General features: G+C 59.4%; 11 protein-coding genes. All 11 read right to left on the reverse strand.

What is annotated here, in order from left to right; genetic code table 11:
* Positions 1-7: 7 nt before the first annotated feature.
* Complete coding sequence (locus KHO30_RS33170; RefSeq protein ID WP_093644531.1) at positions 8-922, reverse strand: UDP-3-O-acyl N-acetylglycosamine deacetylase; 915 nt, start codon at positions 920-922, stop codon at positions 8-10.
* A complete protein-coding gene (locus KHO30_RS33175; protein WP_211703458.1) occupies positions 922-8,595 on the reverse strand; it encodes a type I polyketide synthase in 7,674 nt (2,557 codons plus the stop codon). Before KHO30_RS33175 ends, KHO30_RS33170 begins: the two co-directional genes overlap by 1 nt.
* The gene (locus tag KHO30_RS33180; RefSeq protein ID WP_211703459.1) at positions 8,592-10,127 is read right to left on the reverse strand and encodes an LTA synthase family protein; all 1,536 of its coding nucleotides are present in this window, start codon (positions 10,125-10,127) and stop codon (positions 8,592-8,594) included. Before KHO30_RS33180 ends, KHO30_RS33175 begins: the two co-directional genes overlap by 4 nt.
* The gene (locus KHO30_RS33185; protein ID WP_425312933.1) at positions 10,128-10,913 is read right to left on the reverse strand and encodes an SDR family NAD(P)-dependent oxidoreductase; all 786 of its coding nucleotides are present in this window, start codon (positions 10,911-10,913) and stop codon (positions 10,128-10,130) included.
* Positions 10,913-12,115, reverse strand: coding sequence for a capsule biosynthesis protein (locus KHO30_RS33190; protein ID WP_093644539.1), 1,203 nt, complete (start codon positions 12,113-12,115; stop codon positions 10,913-10,915). The genes KHO30_RS33185 and KHO30_RS33190 overlap by 1 nt, the downstream gene beginning before the upstream one ends.
* A 62-nt stretch (positions 12,116-12,177) precedes the next feature.
* A complete protein-coding gene (locus tag KHO30_RS33195; protein ID WP_093644541.1) occupies positions 12,178-13,227 on the reverse strand; it encodes a polysaccharide pyruvyl transferase family protein in 1,050 nt (349 codons plus the stop codon).
* On the reverse strand, positions 13,227-14,531 hold the full coding sequence (locus KHO30_RS33200; protein WP_167378511.1) for a glycosyltransferase: 1,305 nt from the start codon (positions 14,529-14,531) through the stop codon (positions 13,227-13,229). Before KHO30_RS33200 ends, KHO30_RS33195 begins: the two co-directional genes overlap by 1 nt.
* 77 nt (positions 14,532-14,608) lie before the next feature.
* A complete protein-coding gene (locus KHO30_RS33205) occupies positions 14,609-15,757 on the reverse strand; it encodes a KpsE/RkpR family capsule polysaccharide export protein (RefSeq protein WP_211703461.1) in 1,149 nt (382 codons plus the stop codon).
* The gene (locus KHO30_RS33210; protein ID WP_093644547.1) at positions 15,744-16,412 is read right to left on the reverse strand and encodes an ABC transporter ATP-binding protein; all 669 of its coding nucleotides are present in this window, start codon (positions 16,410-16,412) and stop codon (positions 15,744-15,746) included. The genes KHO30_RS33205 and KHO30_RS33210 overlap by 14 nt, the downstream gene beginning before the upstream one ends.
* The gene (locus KHO30_RS33215) at positions 16,409-17,704 is read right to left on the reverse strand and encodes an ABC transporter permease (RefSeq protein ID WP_167378512.1); all 1,296 of its coding nucleotides are present in this window, start codon (positions 17,702-17,704) and stop codon (positions 16,409-16,411) included. The genes KHO30_RS33210 and KHO30_RS33215 overlap by 4 nt, the downstream gene beginning before the upstream one ends.
* A 40-nt stretch (positions 17,705-17,744) precedes the next feature.
* Complete coding sequence (locus KHO30_RS33220) at positions 17,745-18,905, reverse strand: polysaccharide biosynthesis/export family protein (protein ID WP_211703462.1); 1,161 nt, start codon at positions 18,903-18,905, stop codon at positions 17,745-17,747.
* Positions 18,906-19,012: the final 107 nt, after the last annotated feature.

Genomic DNA, 19,012 nt, shown 5'->3' on the forward strand with positions numbered 1-19,012 from the left:
GTCGATATCAAGCCGGAAATTCAGCCCATTCCCATGCGTCACGCGTGGCGAGCAGTTCGGCAACCAGCCGGTAGTTCATTTCATGACTCGGCCGCAATGCGGTGACGCGACCGAGCAGCGGCGCGCCGGCCATCGCCATGTCGCCGACCAGATCCAGCACGCGGTGCCGCACGAACTCATCCGGCACACGCATTCCACCCAGCACGCGGTTGCCGACGATCGCAGCAGTACACGACAGGCGTGCGCCGCGCAGAATCGGCATGCCGCGCACATAACCGGCGAGAATTGCGGGGATGGCCCATTTGACGCGTCCGTATGAACGCGAGGGTGCGATCTCCTCGGCAAAACTCTTAGGCGTCACCGCGCCGTCCCAACGCAATGCACCGAAGCCTTTGAGGTCGTTGCGCACGGCCATTTCATAAGCGGCCGACGGTTCGATGGAGATACTGCGCTCATCGCGTGTGCCCTCGCCGTCGGCTATCTTCACTGGACGCAGCACGCGAATAAAACGCTTGGCGTGCGGCAATTCGCTTCGTCCGCACGCATGGATCGCCTCGATCCACGGCTGGGCGCTGCCATCGAGAATCGGTACTTCTTCGGCATCCAGTTCGACAGTCGCACGATCAATTTCGCAGGTCAGCAGCGACGCCAGCAGGTGCTCGATGGTGCGCACACGAACGCCATTGGCGCTTTCGAGCATCGTGCAAAGCGGCTGGCCGCGTCGTAACGACGGGCTCACCGCGAGCTCAGCCAGCACACCTGCGCCCTGCATGCGGCGAAACACGATGCCACGCGGACCATCGGCATCGACGGGAAGAATCCGCACATTCACGCGCCGTCCGGTATGCAGACCGTGACCGCTTAACGCCAGCGGCCGCGCGAGCGTCCCTTCACGGCGGCGCCAGCCTGTGGGTGCGTTCATCAGACGAGCTCCGTCGCGGCTGGTGTCGGGACAGGTGTTGCCGTATCCGCTTGCCCCGACAACGCATCGGCGACATCGGCCAGCGCATGAGCGCCGACATCGAGCGCATGTTGCGCGGCGACCGCCGCCACCTGCGCCGCGACACCGTTTGGCTCCGCCACATCGTCCTGCGTCTGGATCGATTCGACGATCCGCTGCGCCAATGAACGCACCGTTGCGCCTTCGGCCATCGTCATGATCGACAGCTTGACCTGGAAACTCTCTTCGACCGCCATGCCGAGCTCCATCCCCATCAGCGAATCCATGCCCATATCGAGGATCGAGCGGCCGGCTTCGATTTTTTCCGGCGACATGTGCAGGATGCGTGCGATCTGTGCCTGCAAGGTTTCTTCGACCATCTGCAAGGCATCCGCGAATGCCAGGCCGAGAATCTGGTCGCGCATCTGCGCGCCGCCCTGGCGTGCCGGTTCGTGACTGCCGCGTGCATGCAGCTCCGTGTAGCGGCGAGCGCGCGCGGCCGGCATGCCGAGCGAAAGCGCCTGCCAGTCGAGCCGAACTATCGCTTCGCCGGCGTTCATATCGACGATCGCACGCTCCAGCGCCGCGAGCGCTTCGGCCGACGTAATCGACAAGCCGCCGATGCGCGCCTGCAGCGCCTCACGGGTCTCTGCGTTGCGCGCGAGGAAGCCAACGTCGTCCAGCGGGCCCCATGCCATGTACGTGCCCGGCAAGCCGGCCGCGCGGCGCTGGGCGATCAGCGCCTCGAGGAAGCTGTTGGCCGCGACGTAACTCGACTGCCCTGGATTGCCAAGGAAAGTCGTCGCCGATGAATAGACCACGAAGAAATCGAGTTTCGCAGCGCGCGTGGCACGGTGCAGGTTCCATGCGCCGGCCAGCTTCGGCGCGAGCACTGCGGCGAAACGTGCGTCGTCGAGATTGCGTACGAGACTGTCGTCAATCACCATCGCCGAATGGAGCACACCCTTGAGCGGCGTTCCGCGCGCGGCGATATCGGAGAGCAGCGCGTCGAGCGCGGCTGCGTTCGTGACGTCGCAGGCCGCCGTGTGCACCTGTGTGCCGTTTTCTTCGCGCCAACGCGCAGCCTCTGCGGTCAGCTCCGGTACGAGCACGCCTGAACGGCTCGCGAGCGTCAGATGTCGTGCGCCGCGCGACATCATCCAGCGGGCAGTGGCAAAACCAAGCCCGCCCGTGCCGCCGACGATCAAATACGCTGCTGCCGGATCGAGTTGCAGCGCTTCAGCGCCGGCCGTCGCGCGCGACGGACTCGGCGTACCCGCCGGATACGTCACGAGGATCTTGCCAATCTGACGTGCCTGCTGCATGTGACGGAATGCTTCCTCGACGCGTTCCGCCGGAAACGCGCGATAAGGCAGCGGATGCAACACGCCGCGCGTGAACAGTTGCATGACCTCTTCGAACAGACACGAGGTCAGATCCGGCAATGCGTTCATCAACTGGTCGGCATCGATGCCGAAATAGCTGATGTTGTTGCGGAACGGCCGCAAGCCGATACGGCTGTTTTCGTAGAAGTCGCGCTTGCCGAGTTCGAGGAAACGGCCGAACGGACGCAGCGTGTCGATGCTGCGCACCATCGCTTCACCGGCAAGCGAATTGAGCACGATATCGACGCCTGCACCTCGCGTGCGCTCACGGATTTCATCGGCAAACGCCAGGCTGCGCGAATCGAACACGTGATCAGCGCCGAGCAGACGCACGAATTCGCGCTTCTCGCGGCTGCCCGCCGTTGCAAACACTTCCGCACCCAGGTGGCGCGCGAGCTGGATCGCCGCGATCCCTACTCCGCCCGCCGCACCGTGCACCAGCACGCGCTCGCCGCGGCGCAGTCGCGCCAACTCGCTCAGCGCGTAGTACGCCGTGAAAAAGGTGGTCGGTACCGTCGCTGCTTCTTCAAAAGTGAGACGTTCGGGCTTGCGGGCGATGGCCTCGGCCTTCGTACGCACGTGGCTCGCGAAGGACGCCGGTGCGAAACCGAGTACCGCATCGCCCGGTGCGAATCGCTGCACGTCCCGACCGACGCGTGAGACGCGCCCCGACAGTTCCATACCGATCGTCGCGCCGGCAAAACCGTTTTCAACGGCTTCGTCGGACAGCAAGCCCATCGCGTACATCACGTCACGGAAATTCAGACCCGTTGCAACCGGTTCGATTTCGACTTCATCCGCCGCGAGTTCGCGTTGCGGCAGTGCGAACCATTCCAGGTTGCGCAACGAGCCAGGCGACGCAAAACCGAGCACCGCCGCTTCGCTCTGCGGACGTACCGAGGCAGTCGATTTGCTGCGCAATGCAGCGCTCGCCGCAGACAGCATGCGCGGCACATAGCGGCCGTGTGCGGTGAGCAGCACTTCTTCTTCACCGTCGGACGCGAGCAGCTCACGCGCCAACTGGACGCCAGCATCGCGGCACGCCGGCGATACGTCGATCAAACGGCACGACAGTTCCGGATGCTCGTTGGCCAGCACACGGCCGAGCCCCCACATCGCCGCCTGCTCGGGACGCAACGTCGTGGCACCGGCAAACGGTGTGGCGACAGGCGCACCGCCGCGCGTCACGATCCACAATTGCGGCTGTATGACGCCAGTAACCGCGGTGAGATCGCGCACAAGTTGCACTAGCGCGAGCGTGGTCTGCTGCTGGACGTGCATCACTTCTGCGCCATCCGCATCGGCGGACAGCGTGTGATTCGGCGCGATAAATACGATGTGATGCGCACGCTCTGCCGGCACGGCCAGCTTGCTCATGTCGTGACGCAACGCCTTGAGCGTGTTGCTCGACGTCGTGTGGCCGGCTGCCCGCAAGGCAGCAGCCAGGGTCTCGTCGACGCCGGTTTCCGCTGCGTACAGCAGGGACCAATGCGCCGACGGCGTCTGTGCTTCGCTCTCGTTGCCAGGAGTAGTGCCGCTATGCGGCTCGCGTGCGACGATCAGCGTCGGTGCGCCTTCGAGATCCAGACCCTGCTCTGTATGCCGTGTGACCTGTTCGAAGCCCGCTTCTTCAAGGTGTTTCGTCAAGGCTACCGGCGACAACCATGCCGCACGGCGCGCGTTGGCGTGCGCGGCATCCGCATCGAGATCGAACACGATATCGGCGAAGCGGCTATTGCGCGGCTCCGCGATCACGACCAGCGCGCCCGGCGCGAGCCAGCCGCGCAGCGCGTTGAGTAGTGCACGTGGTTCCGTCTGTGCGGCAAGCACGTGGCTCGCCACAACGATGTCATAACGCTCGCCGGCTTCGATGCCTGACAGGCGCGGTGCATCACCGAACTCAATGTTGGCGATCCGCACGGACGGATGCTCGCTCGCGTCGAAGCCACTCAACTGCTCATGCGTGCCTGCAATCGTGTAGTCGCAGCGCGACACTGGCACGTGAATCGCGAGCGGCTGCAGCACATCGCTCGATGGCGAATCGAGTTCGAGCACGCGCAAGCGGCGCGATTCGCTCCACCCTTCGATCGCCCGATGCAGGCAGGCGCCGGTCAGCGCATTGACGTGGGCCCACGTCGGCGAAGCTTCGAAGAAGTGCTCGACCAGACTGCTGCGCGACGGCGGCAGAATCTGCGCGCCGCTAACTTCGCCGCGCAACACGGCAGGCAGCGCTGCGCCGCAATGCGCAAGCAGCGTCAGTTCGGCCACGTGCGCGGGCGACTGCGCAAGCAGGTCGCGCCACAGTTCATCGATGCCCGGCAGATTCTCGCAGGCCACGGCGTCTCGCACGAGACGTGTACCGTCGCGCTGCGCGAGGCCGTCTTCAACGACGATCTGCACGAGACGCGCTAGCAGGGCCGGATGCGCACAGTCCGGCAACGACGGTTGCGCAAACACGTCAATCGCATCGAGGGCATTCAATGCGTAAGCGCTAGCGAGCACGTCGAGCAGCGGCAGCATTTCAGTCAGATGTGCCTGTCTGCGCGGCTGATCTTCATGCGAGGCCAATGCTGCAGCGGCAGCTTCCAGCAACGCGGCTGGCTCCGGCAACATGCGTGCATCGAGGTCAGCGGCAAGCGGTTTGGCCTCGACGATATAGGCGTAACGTGCAGGCGCATGCTGACGGCGCCCCATCAGATCGACGCGGCGGAAGCGGCATGCGCCGAGCCGCGCGACGATCGCGCCATGCGCGTCGGCGAATTCGAACGACGCCACGACCGAATGCGGACTGCGCCGTTCGATCCGTGCGACCACGTAGCGGATCGCGTCGCCGCGCAGATAGTCGATGCGTCCGATTTGCACCGGCACATAGGCCGCGTGTTCGATCTCAGCTTGATCCGCCGATGCGAGCAAGGCGAACAGCGGATGGAACCCGCTGTCCATCAGGGCCGGATGAAGCGCATAGGCACTCGGTTCCGAGCCGGACTCGGCTTGCGCGAGGACAGCGGGGACTTCCACTTCCGCGAGCGCCATGCCGGCATTCGCGTCGACGTGCACCGCGCGCACCCATTGAAACGCCGGACCGTAGCTCAAGCCGATCGCGGTGGTGTTCGCATACAGCGTTGTGCCGGACATGGCCGGTTGCGCGAACAGCTCGGTGAGCGTGGTGGCCGGCAGCGCGTCCGCCTCGCCTTCCGTACTCAGCGCACAGCCGCTCGCCAGCAAGCGGCCGGTGACGTTGAGCGACCACGCTTCGTCTGACATGCGATCGCGTGTTTCGATCGTGAAACTCGCGGTACGCACGTCGACGGTGAAGCGGAACAGCTTCGAATGCTGCGGCTGGAACACCACTGGCAGACGGATTTCGAGGTTCTCGACAGCGCAGCTTTGCGTGCCGAAATGCGCACGCGCGGCGGCGAGCGCCATTTCGACGTAGCCTGCGCCGGGGAACGCCACGCCGCCATCGACCACGTGGTCGGCCAGCATCGGCAGACCGGCCGGATCGAGCTGATTTTCCCAGGCGAGCGCGTGCTCGCGCAGACGGTAACCGAGCAGCGGATGTTCGCGGCGGCGATTGACCAGGTTGTAAGCCTCAGCGGTCGGGCCAAGCCAATAGCGTTCGTGTTGCCAAGGGTAGGACGGTAGCGCCACGCGTGCGCTCGTCGGCGCGAACCGTTCGACGTCGACACGCGCGCCATTCGCAAGCATCGCGTAGATCGCGTGGTGCAGCATCTGCGCGCTGTCGTGGTTGCGCTTGAGCGTCGGCAACGAGCGGCCGGTGATCCGAGCATCGTCTAGCGTCTGCGTCACATAGGTGCGCAGAATCGAATGCGGGCCGACTTCGAGGAACAGGCGCACGCCCGTCTGGGCGACCTGAGCCACGGCATCGCCGAAACGCACCGGCTCGTGGATATTGCGCCACCAGTATTGCGCGTCGAGTTCGTTGCCCGCGAGCTCGGTACCCGTCACCGTCGAGACGAAGCTACGCGATGCAGCATTCGGCACGAGATCCGCGAGGCCCTGCAGCACGCTCGGCTCGATCGGATCCATCTGACGGCTGTGGAATGCATAGTCCAGATCCAGCATCTGGAAGAAACGACCACTTTCCTTCATCGCGGCTTCGAGCACCTGCAACGCACCGAGTGGGCCGGCCAGCGTGACCGCATGCGGGCTGTTAACCCCCGCGACTTCCACCGCGGTGTCCACGCCGAGTTGCACCATCAGCGCACGCATGGCCGCTTCGCCAAGCCCGGCAGCAGCCATTCGACCCGTGCCGCGCGTGCTTGCCTGAGCGCGACTGCGAATCTTGATCACGTGTACGGCTTGTGCCAGCGTCAGCGCACCCGACGCCCACGCCGCAGCGACTTCGCCGACGCTGTGGCCGAGGCACACGTCATAGCCGACGCCACGCGCTTCGATGACGCGCACGACCCCCACCTGAATCGCAAATAGCAGCGGTTGCGCGTGCTCGGTTGCTTCCAGCGTGTTGGCGGTGACACCTTCGCGCAGCACCTCGACCAGCGAGGCACTGCCGTCGGCACGCCACAACGCGTCGAGCTCGTCGAGCGCGGCGCGGAACACCGGCTCCTGTTCGAGCAATTGCTTGCCCATGCCGGCCCACTGCGAACCGTTGCCGGAAAACACCAGCGCAAGACGTGTATCGTCGCCCGGGGTTTCGCCCTGCACGAGCGCCGCTTCTGTCTGATCCGACGTCGGCGTGGCTAGCGCGGCGAGCGCCGCACGCGCTTCGGCTGGGGTCGACGGTGCGATGATTGCGCGATGCTTGAGCCACTGGCGATGATGCGCCGCGTTCGATGCCAGTGTGCTCCAGGGCGCGCCGTTATCCAGCATCGACATATAGCGTGCCGCCAGCGCCGGCAGTGCGGCTGCGGTGCGAGTCGAGAGGATCAAAGGCGACGGGGCCTTTGAGTCGTATTCGACTCTTACGGTGGTATCCGCCACAGGTGCTGCCGGTGCTTTCGGTGCTTCCCGCAGAACGATGTGTGCGTTGGTGCCGCCGAACCCGAACGAATTGACGCCGATCACCAGCGGTTCCGCACCACTACCGAGCGGTGTCAAACGATCCACGACGCGCAACCGGCCGCCGACAAAATCAATCGCCGGATTCGGCGTTTCGAAGTGCAGCGTCTTCGGCACCGCACGGTGCTTCAGGCACAGAATTGCCTTCATCAAACCGGCCATCCCCGAAGCTGTTTCGAGGTGGCCAACGTTGGTCTTCACGGAGCCGATCAACAAGGGCCGATCGACCGGCCGTCCCGCCGACGCGACTTCGATCAGGGCGCGCGCTTCAATCGGATCGCCGACCGCCGTTCCCGTGCCGTGCGCCTCGACATAGGCAAGCGAGCGCGGATCGACACCCGCGCGTTCGTAGACTGTGCGTAGCAATGCCGCTTGCGTCGCGGCGCCCGGCACGCTGATACCGCCTTGCGAATAGCCGTCCGAGTTGACGCCCGAACCGGCGATCACCGCGTGGATCGTGTCGCCGTCGGCCAGCGCACGGTCGAGCGTCTTGAGCATCACCAGCGCGCCGCCTTCCGAGCGCACGTAACCGTCGCCGGTCGCGTCGAATGCGCGGCAGCGTCCGCGGGGCGACAACATCGACGCTTTCGAGAACGTCACAAAGCCGAACGGATGCAGCAGAAGATTGACGCCGCCCGCGAGCGCCATCTCGGCGTCGCCCGATTGCAATGCCTGACATGCCTGATGCAAGGCGACCAGCGAAGACGAACACGCCGTATCGACCGACACGCTCGGCCCGCGCAGATCGAACAGATAGGACAGACGGTTGGACGCAATGCTGAGTGTATTGCCGGTCGCCGAATACGGATCGACCGCGTTCAGGTCGTCGACGAAACGATTGCCATAGTCCGGACTCGCCACGCCGATGTAGACCGCGCAGTTGCTGCCCTCCATGTCGCGCGGACGCACGCCCGCATCCTCGAAGGTTTCCCATGCGAGTTCGAGCAACAGGCGTTGCTGCGGATCCATCTGCTGCGCTTCGCGCGGCGAGATGCCGAAGAAGGCTGCGTCGAAACCGGCGACATCGTCGAGCACGCCGGCTGAGAACGTGTAGCTCTTGCCCGCTTCGCGCTTGGACGGGTGCTGATAGAACTCCGTGCCGAAACGGTCTGCCGGTACTTGCGTGACCGCGTCTTTTTCATCGCGCAGCAGCGCCCAGAAATCATCGGGGCTCTCGACATGGCCGGGGAAACGGCAGGCCATCCCCACAATTGCAATCTGTTTGGTCATTGTTCCGTCATTGGGTGCAACGTGCGCGCCGGCGCCCCGCCCGGCAGGCCTGGTTCGAGTGCTCGAATCAGGGTGAGGCCGAGTTGTTCGGCGCGCAAAGCTTCATTCGTGGCAGGCGCTTCGCCGTAATTGCGCCAGATAAAGTAGTCGCTTCGAACCGGTTCGCAACCGAGTTCGCCAAATACGTGGGGCAGCGCGGGCACGTGATCGCCGTAAAAGCACAGCACCGTGTCGCGGCGCCGCGCGCGTAGCGCTGAAAGCAGGCGGCCAAGCATCGCATCGGCGTTGGCGAGGTGGCGCAGATAGGCGGTCAGATCTCGCCAGCGCGCATCGTCGCCGAGCGTGTGGAAGGCTGCGCCCTCGCCTGCGTGTACCGGTTCGAGATGCAGCGGCCCGTGGTTTTCCATCGTCATCGCGAAGATGAAGGCAGGCTTGTCGCGCGGTTCGTCGAGCGCGCTGAGAATCGATTCGGCAACCGCCATATCACCGACGTACGGGCCGGCACGCGGCGCATCCTTGAACGATGCGATGTCCAGAAAGCGGTCGATCTGGAGATGTTTGAAGGCGCGTTCGCGGCCGAAAAAATCCGCGTAGTACGGGTGAATCGCCCTGGTTTGATAGCCGCCCCGCTTGAACCACGAGGCGAGCGATGCGCAGGCCCTGCGCACGAATGCGTACGGATAGAAACGCGCATAGCCGAGTTGCGCGCCCTCGACACCGGTCAGGACCGCGAACTCCGTGCGCATTGTGTTGGCGCCCCACGCCGGGACCGTCAATTCACCGCACTGGACCGACTCGCGGCGTGCGGTGTCGAAGTGATCCAGGATGGCTGGTGCGATCGACTCAGTGAGGCGGCGCGCGTCGAAGAACGACTCGCTCTGGATCAGGATCACGTCGGGCGTCGACCGAGGCGCGCCCGTGGCAAATGGACCCGTGGCCAGCGCGTCGCGCAACTGGCGTGCCGTGGCCGGCTTCATGCCGTTCAGCAGATAGGCGATGAAAACGGCGAAGAAACCGTGACGCTTCTGGTCGTCGGACGGATTCAATGTGAGGGGCAAGCGTGCGGCGAGCAGATAGGCCGCGGCGAGGCAGACGGCAGCAGCGATCACAATTGCACCGAACGGCCTGTTGCCCATTGGCGTGTCTGCTACGAAACCACCGATCACCACTGCGATGCCAACGATGATCGCTGCCACCGTCCCTGCGCTGAGAAACGGCAAGTACAAACGCGGATGCGCAAACAGCTGACTGAAGAGACTGAGATCGGTAAAGACAAACGGCTCGCGCAGGGACGCATATTTTGCGTTGCTCACGCCGGCAAGCAATGCGACTAGCGCGATTGCGACAAACGCGGAAAACCTCACGCGCCCTGTGATCAGCAACAGGCACAGGCAAATAAAAACAATTGCGACGACATGCAAAGCAAAGGCGATCGGCGAGCGGCGCAGCGACGCGCGCGGCACCGCGATCGCTTCGGGCAGAAACGCGAGACCGGCGGCCGCCGCAAAGCTGAGCACGAACGTCGTATCCACTCAGCGCTCCTCACGTGGCAAATAGGACAACCCACCCAGAATCGCATCGGCCATTACCGCGGGCAGCAATGGCAAAAGGCGCATGCCGAACGCGAGCAGACCGGGAAAAGCGATTTCGGCGCGCCCTGCTTTCAGTTTGTGCTGGATATGCTGGGCGGCTTTGTCGGCCGACCAGAGGAACCGCTTGTCTCCAGGGAAGACGTCGCTCATTGCCGTCTTTACGAAACCGGGCAAGACGATCGACATGCGGACGCCGTCACGCGACAGGATCGGGCGGACTGAATCACCGTAGGCTTTGATTGCTGCCTTGCTGGCGCAGTAGGCCGGTGAGATTGCCATGCCGCGCAATGCGGCAAGCGAGCTGATCAGCGCGATCTGGCCGCTGCGACGCGGACGCATGCGGGCGATGACCGGCAAAACCGCGTGCATCACGCCGTAGAAGTTAGTGTCGACGATAGCGGCCGTGCGTTCGAGTTCTTCCCAGTCATGCACGGAAGCAAGCGTGCTGGCCGCGCCGGCGTTGGCGATTAGCAGGTCGATGGGGTGAGCGTCGTCGAATTGGCGCAGCCAGGCTTGCATTGCGGCGGAGTCGCGGACGTCGATCTGGCCGGTTTCCACTTTTGCGCCATTTGCGCGGCAGACGCTGGCCGCTTCTTCAAGTCTTTTCTCGTCACGGCCAATGAGACCGAGAACGACGCCTGGCGCCGCATATGCCTGAGCGAGCGCGCGGCCGAGCCCTGCGCTCGCGCCGGTGATCACGATGTGGCGAACAGGCAGGTCAAGCATCATGCGCAAGGCTCCAGCCGATCAATCACACCCGTAACTGCCATGGCTATACCACTTCGCGTATAGAAATCACCATTAATCTGAGTCTGATCAATTACATAGTTCAGGAAAGTCTGGTAGACCTCCCGGTCCGGCGAGGATGCGCTACACCAGAAATCGTCAAGTGTGCCTTGCCAAGTCATTCCCGGCATGTCATAGACTGCCGTACCCAAAGCGATCAATGCCCGGCCATGGTGAAGTGCCGAAAGCCCGACGGTACTATTGATCACGGCTACACCTCGGGCATAGCTCAACAAGGTTGGTAAATGACCACCCTTGATAAAATAAACGCGGTTATCAACGCCTAGATCGCGTGCAAGATCCAACAGATTCCGTCGATGATCGATCAGTCCCGTATCGAGAGGGTGACTCTTGAATACCAGCGACGCGTCTTGCGGCGCATTCAATGCGAAGGATCTCAGAATCGCTTGAGCGAAGTCGCTGATGCCGCCGAAAGGCGAATGGTGCACCACCTGCGCGTCGGAATTCAATTGAAGCGGGACTAGGTAATAGTCGTTCCCGCCGCCTAACAACCTCGCGGTAACCTCAGCAGCATATCGCTCGCGTTTCTTTGTCAGTGCAAGGCCAATCGCCAAGCCAGCGTATTCCACTGCGCCGTTACGCGGACGGTGACTGACGTAGTGTGGAAAACGGCGCGCGTAAAGAGTGTTTGCCAGTCGATAGCGAATGTCGTGGTAGGCACGCTCACGCAAATTGTATCCAGTGTGCCGACTCTCTGGAACCGGAGGGATAATGTGACGATGCTCTTTCAGCCAATCTGCATCACAACGCAGTTGGGAACGCCCGTTGACACCGAAACGCTCCAGAGTGATCCAATTCGGCCGAACGTATCCTTCCTCGAAAACGTGCACGCGAGCGCCGTGCGAGGCAGCGATCGAATGAATTGGCATATGGACCGGACGGCAATCACCGAAGAGCACGATATCGGTTGCACCGCTTTGCGTGAGAAGCTGTGAATACCACGACTCAAGTTCTTCCGCGGTTCCTGCGTAGTTATACTGGTCGCGCAATCCAGAGTAGACCAAATCTCCGCCGCAAAAATTTACCTTCTGAACCACGTGCCCGCGCGTCTGCAAAGCCCGAGCTAGTTCTGGGAAGAAGAACGATGCGGTGCCTTGGAGCAATATAAAGGATGATGACATAGGCGCGTTGCGAAGGTAAATCGAAACAAAAAGCAAAGCACACCTTATGAGGTGCACTGAATCTATAAATATGAGTTCAATTTCTGCATATATCGGTACTTCATATCCTCCAACCGCTCAGAATAGAAGGATCGATCTAGTGACGCGCGCGCGTCCGCTTCGCGTATCAGTCGCCACGGCTGATCGAGAGCGTCTGCCAAAGAAAACAACGGCAGGTGAAGGTCGTCGCAGATAGTCACGATTTTCAATTGCCACGGTATCCGTGGTGTCTCGATGTATGCGACAGGTCTTCCTAGCGCTGCCCCAAAAATTAGCGGGTGATAACGCCCAACCGACAGCACAAGGCGACTTTTTGCCAAAACAGCTTTGGTGGCTTGCGGATTCCACCAACACTCGCACATCTGCGCAATCCGTTCGCTTGACGCATACGCCCTCATTTCGCGCGCATCTTCCGGAGAAAAAGGCAAAAACAGGCATTGAAATCCCAAGCTTTCAAGCTTGCGCGCAAGCAGTTCAATGCGCCCACCGTCGGGTGCGAACTCTGCGCCGTTTTCTTCCCGCACAACGATCGTGACTGTGTTTTCCGCGACATTCCAATCTTCCGGAACATCACCGGTTGGTAAATCCCAAGCCCAATCGGCTCCTAGATGTGCTTTGCTCGACATCATCGAGTAGCGCTCAAAGCTCCACCGAGTTCGGAAGCTCACAAACGCCAGATGGCGGGTCAGCAATTCCGCTCGTGATCGATCACGCAAATACGCGTCTCCAGCTGCTGAAGGAAAATCAACACCTGCGATCAAAACCGGCACATTGCCGAGGATTGCATGAAGTAACTGCGCGCCATTAAAGCTGAAACTTAATCCTCCACCTCCAATATGCAAAGCCGCTGCGCGATCGGGCTCTACCGGCCCAACATCAAGTTGATGCACGCTTTCGCAGCAATGATATGGGTACCAGTTCCAAAAGCCATCATGAGCCCCGTGCTTGTCTAGCGACAGCTTGACCGGAAACTTAGGCGAAAGGAACCGGTAGAGCTGCTGCAGCATCGCTTCGTCACCAGTATTCCCTCTACCCCAAAAACCGGAAACGACAATGGATTTTGTGGGTGTCATTAGTATCCAAGCGCTCGACGATAGACGCCGGCATTGCTCTCAGTATCATAGGTAGTCGCGTCACATTTGTGCCCTCCTGACGCGACGGCTGAGACAACTTGAGATAGTTCCAGAAAATTTCCGACCTCGAACAGAGATATGCGGTCAGGGTGATAGCGCTCAATTTGCATAAAGGCCCTAGTTCGAGATGCCACGACAGGTTTGCCCATTTCGAGCGCGATGGACATTGGCCCGGAAGAAGACTGACCAACTTCCATGTACGGCAACAATGCGATGTCGCTGATATGCATTGCCTTGGGAAAGTCCTCGTCTTTCAAGGCGCCCATGAAATGGACGCGCGAAGAAAGATCCGCGGGATGCTTAGACGTGCTCAATCGCTCGTAATCGCTTGCACCGAGTGTCAAGTTCAGCTTTGCATCCTCCTCACCTTCAATGTCAAGCCACTTTCGCCCCGGCTCGATCTGGTCCACCAGATCAGATAGATAGCTGTCTAGCGCAACGCCTTTTTTAATCTCGTTCGGGTGTAAGCCGCCGAATATGGCCAAATGAAAATTAGGAGGTAACAGCCGAAGAGCTCGCAGCGCTACGTCGATGCCCTTGTACTTGCTGACAAAGCCGAAGCAGCCAAGCACAATCGCATCGTCTGGAAGCTTGCCAAGCCGCGGAAAATCACTTCGACGCGCCGTGCGCTTGACTTCGTCGACGACTCGCTGGGGATAAAAAGCCAAGGGATGGTCAAACACCTTGTCGATCTGATGCACGTACTTCAACATCCGCATGTCGCGGCGCGTATGAACGATCACCGACGCCTTGCTCGCCTTGAGTCTTTTGTACAGCTCCGTTGATAGCAAATTGTTGCCAACATGAGCACGCCAGACACCGACGGCTTTACCGAAACGAAATTTCAAGGCCGAGCCTGCAATGTCCTGCCAGGGAAATGGCAAGGACTGAAGGATGGTATGGAAAGTCACGCACAATCGCGGTGAAGCTTTGACGATTTTCTCAAATCGACGAAAGATCGCCTTTTTGGTACGCCCTAGCGTACCGTGCTCTAGTTGGATATTGACAACATCGAAATCACGAAGCTCTTCGCAGATCCTGCTAATTTCTATATCGGCGAGCTTCTGAACCGACTTAGCCTCGCTGCGAAAGAAAAACTGATCAAGATCAAAAACTGTGACATCAAAATAATCGTCAAGCTGTGGCACCAACGCCTTTGTGTAGCCAGCAATCCCACACAGTTCGTCGAAAGTGCTAATGATCGCCAACCTAGGCTTCCCGTTAGTGTTGAACTTAGAGGTCATTTTCATTCTTGAAATAGTAAATTGACAGCGCGCTCCAAATCGAGTGGCTGCTTCCTGCTTTCAAATTGAATCAATATTTAGGTAAGGTGATCTCGCGTCGCCTGAACAGCAAGCACAACGATTGCCCAAGCGAGGAAACTTGCCACCAACGCAAAAAACACTATTCGCCAACCGTGAGGCCAAGTCGCGCTGTCTGGCTTGACAGCGTCGACAAACTTGATGAGATACAAAGATTGCCGCTCCGCATTTGTGATTTGCCGCTGCTGAGCATCCGACGCATTCGCATACTGCTTCTCGAGCACACTAATATCTGACTTTAGATTCTCGAACTGCTCAAGTTGCGGCGCGTAGCTTTGCGCGCTCGCCCCTAAGCCGGATGTGTTATTGAGTTGACGCAACTCAGCCGCCACCACCCCTATTTTTCCATTCAGATTTTTCATGATGGGAGAGTCGGCGCTCAGATCCGTGCCCATCGCATCTCGTTGTGCCTGTAACGTGATGAGATCCTCCTTGAGCTTATTGGCGAGCTGCAGATTATTCAGGGCTAGCGCTGAAGGATCAACGAGGCCGTACTGCTTACGTGCACGCGCCAACTCAAACCGCTTCTCGTTGAGTTGTTGCAAGACGCGCCCCACATCTCGATTCGAACTTTCAACAGCGTCGTGCCGTACGCGCTCAGAGATAGCGTTAATCAGCCCTTCCGATATCGCCAGTACATGGCGCGACAAATCATATGAATCCTGGGCGCTAAATGCCTTCAACTCAACGGTGACAAGACCAGTCGTGATGTCAAAGTAGGGTTTGACCTTGCCTCGGAGAAAGCGCTGCTTCTGATTAGTGTCGGCGTCAAGCGGCAAATGATCCAGTAGGTCTCCGCGTGTTGGGCCAAAGAGATCATTGAGATTCACCCGTCCGCCAAGATCACGTACAAATGCTTCGCTATCGAGATATTGCACCACCCCGTAAGATGTGATTCCAACTTCTGAAGAGAAGGGCACAGCTTGCGCAATGCCGGCCCCTTCATTCTTGGTCTGCGCCGGCTCTGCTGGGCGCACTCCGAACGTGACAGTCGTGACGTATTCGGGCCTTGCCACGAGCCCGTAATAGATCGCCGTGAGAATCGTAGGTAGCACACATATAAGCAAAAACAGCAAAGCTTTGCCGCGTGGCAACGCAATGCCAAGGGGAGGATTGTGCGGAAGGCTTAATGGATCAGTAGTGGCCATTGAATTGAACAATTTCTGTATAGGCTTGGATGGCAGTCTCTATGTCGTCGTACAGTACAGCCGCACCACTATCGAGTACTAAACCGCAGTCACATGAGTCTCGAAGGACATCATTATTGTGCGAAACCAAAATTACATTCGCTTCGCGAATTCGTTCGTCGAGTGCTGCCTGCGCTTTCTGGCGAAACGCAGCGTCTCCAACGGCAGTTACTTCGTCGATAAGATAAGTATCAAATCGAAATGCGAGACTTAGGCCAAACGCCAAGCGGGCGCGCATGCCCGATGAGAACGTTTTAATCGGCATATCGAAATACGCGCCGATCTCGCAGAAGTCCTCCACGTACTCCATCACCTCATGCGGAGCATAGCCATAGACGCGCGACGCAAAGATCACATTCTGGCGCGCGCTTAGGCCGCTAATGAAAAAACTGCTTAGAGCCATCGGAAATGAAATCGCACCACTCCGTCGAATTACACCGCTGCTGGGCTTCTCTGCACCAGCAATGAGCCGAATCAACGTCGACTTCCCCGCTCCGTTGCGACCGAGGATAGCTAGATTACGTCCCTTCGGAACGACAAAACTAACGTCGTCCAGAATCACTTTACTGCCGCGCGTGGTTCGGAATGCCTTCGAAACCCGAGAAAACTCGATCATTCCTCGGCTCCAATGTGGCGGGAAAACAGATGCAGGAGCGCCCCACCTCCTGCCAGCAAAACCATAGCCGCCAGCAGCACGTACCCGGGCTGTAGCCACGGCGGAGCAAAACCGCTATAAAAGCCTGAACGCAATAACTCAATGCATTGCAATACAGGGTTCCAAATGAGCACTGCGCGAATCTGAGGGGGCATCTTTTCAGCGACGTAGAAGATACCGCTGCAAAAGTACATTACCCGCGTGATCTGAGACCAAATCATCTCCCACGACTCAAAGAGTTCACCCAGCATTGCCATAAAGATGCCGAGCGATACACCGAAGAACCACGCAAGCAGCAATGCACCCAAGGTGAGCAAACTATCCTGCGGTACAGCGGAAATGCCAAGCAGATTGAAGATGCCCAGTATCAGGATCGCCACCAGCAATTCGGTAAGCAGAGAAAGAAGACCACGCGCAAGTAAAATGTCGAGAGCTTTGATTGGTGGAAGTAGCAACAGCGATCGGTTTGCTGAAAGCCCGTGCATGACTTTCGAACCGGTGTGAATGATCATGAAAAACGGCAGAAGTCCCGTTAGATAAAACAGGTACAGGTTGTGACCAAGCGGCGCGGTAGCATGATTGAGCAGCGAAAAGAACAGACCGAGCACCATCAGGTGCACAATTGGTTCAATGATTGCCCAGAGGTATCCTAGGCGCGATCGCTCATATTGCCCTGCGATTTCACGCAAAACGAGAGCATACAAAACCCTGCCTTGCATACGCAAAGCTGATGCTGGGGGCCTGACGGTGGGCGCCACAACGCTGGCCGCCCGTCGCACAACCTGCATCTGTCGACCGATTTGTCGTTGGAGTCCATCGCGGTGCGCGCGGAATTCGCTATGACGCGGCTGCCGCTCGAGCGCGATTTCCGCATAGTGCAATGCACGCCGAAACTCACCAGAAGCGGCGCATGCGCCACTCAATACTCGCTCAGCAGAGCCGTCTCCCATATCGCCAATTCGATCTTTCAGCAATCCAATCGCTTCGTGTGGGCGTCCGACCTCGACTGCCAGAGATGCAGCATGAATCACGTAATCGAGATTGTCCGGCTCCAATTCAAGGCAGCGCGCAGCGTCATTCCTAGCCTCAGCCATCCGCCCCGCACTTGCCAGTGCCCCACTTCGCGCACGGAAAACCGCCGCATGCTCTTCCGAATGCTGGATCAGTTGCGTCGCGAGGTTAACGGCGGAGTCATACGCACGCGCCTGAACCATCGAGTGAATTTCGGCCAACACATTAGCTACATCTTTCATACCCGACATATCTAGTGAATTAAATTTTCTTGAAAAAAATTCATTTAAATGAATTCACTGAATTTACAATCGGGTAAGCAACCGAGAACAATACATTGAGAAACTTTTGGAGATCGGCGATAGGCGCATTGGCCACATAGACGATATCCTTGTCGTCGATCATAAAACTGCGCGCGATGAAATAGCTACCCGGATCCGTTAGATCGATTCGATAAATAACGGGCACTTTTTCGTCCGTGGATTGTACGCGCGACGCATCCGGCATGCCGGAGGGCAAACGCTCCTCCATGCGAAACACGAAAACACCGCGAGGGTCAGCCCGATTATCATTCAAGCCACCCGTTCTCGCCAAGGCTTGCGCAAGGGAAATACCCGGAGCCTCGAAGCTGATTTCATCGTTCTTACCCGTGGCACCAAGCGCCGTAAATGTATTCGGCTGATAGAGGACTGCAATAGTGTCGCCCGGAAACAGCGGTATGTTTTGGTGCGGATCATCAATGATCCGCGCAAACGGCATGCGCGCAATTTGATTTCCGCGGACGATTTGGACAGTAAGCTTATCCAACGACTGGTGAGCCGCGCCCGCACTTGTCAATGCGTCGAGCAGCCGTTCCGCCTTTGGCGTGAAAGGAACCCGAACGGCGCCCCCACCATCGCTTACCACGGTAATAAACGATGTCTGGTTTTGCGCAAGGCGAACCAGAACCTGAGGCTGATTGGCTTTGCCCCTCAAACGCCGGGCGATCTCGGCCCCCAGTTGCTCAGTGGAAAGTCCCGCAGCCTGAATACGGCCAACAAAGGGTACCGAGATGCCACCAGAGCTATCAACGACCTGACTCGGCAACGCAATTGATTGCCCGCCTGCCGGCGCTAGGCCCTCAGCCTGAAGCCCACCAAACAACGCAGCCGGCGGGGCCTCCCATACCGTCACGTCAAGCACATCGCCAGGCCCCAGACCTTTTTGAGCAGGCGCTTGATTTCCGAAAGCCTCAGAAAAAGTTGAAGAAGCGCGCCGCGAAGCCAGCTGCTTTACTACCTGGGCATTTATGTCGATTAATTCAATACCTTTTGCACTTAGTTCAGCCCGGGTTGACTCAACCTGACTTGCGCGCGGGCCTGCCGAAGGAATGTTAGAGCACGCGCCAAGGAATGCCGCAGCTACGACCAATGCAGTCGATTTCAGAACGAGACAAATGCGCATCTTAGTTAAGCAACATGCAATCGAGGATTGCCTTTATTGTTTTCGGAGACCTTGGCGAGGAAGGAAACCGCGGGGATAAATTGCGCTTTGCAGGCATCGGCAACGCT

The organism is Paraburkholderia aspalathi, assembly GCF_905220735.1.
GTDB classification, from domain to species: domain Bacteria; phylum Pseudomonadota; class Gammaproteobacteria; order Burkholderiales; family Burkholderiaceae; genus Paraburkholderia; species Paraburkholderia aspalathi.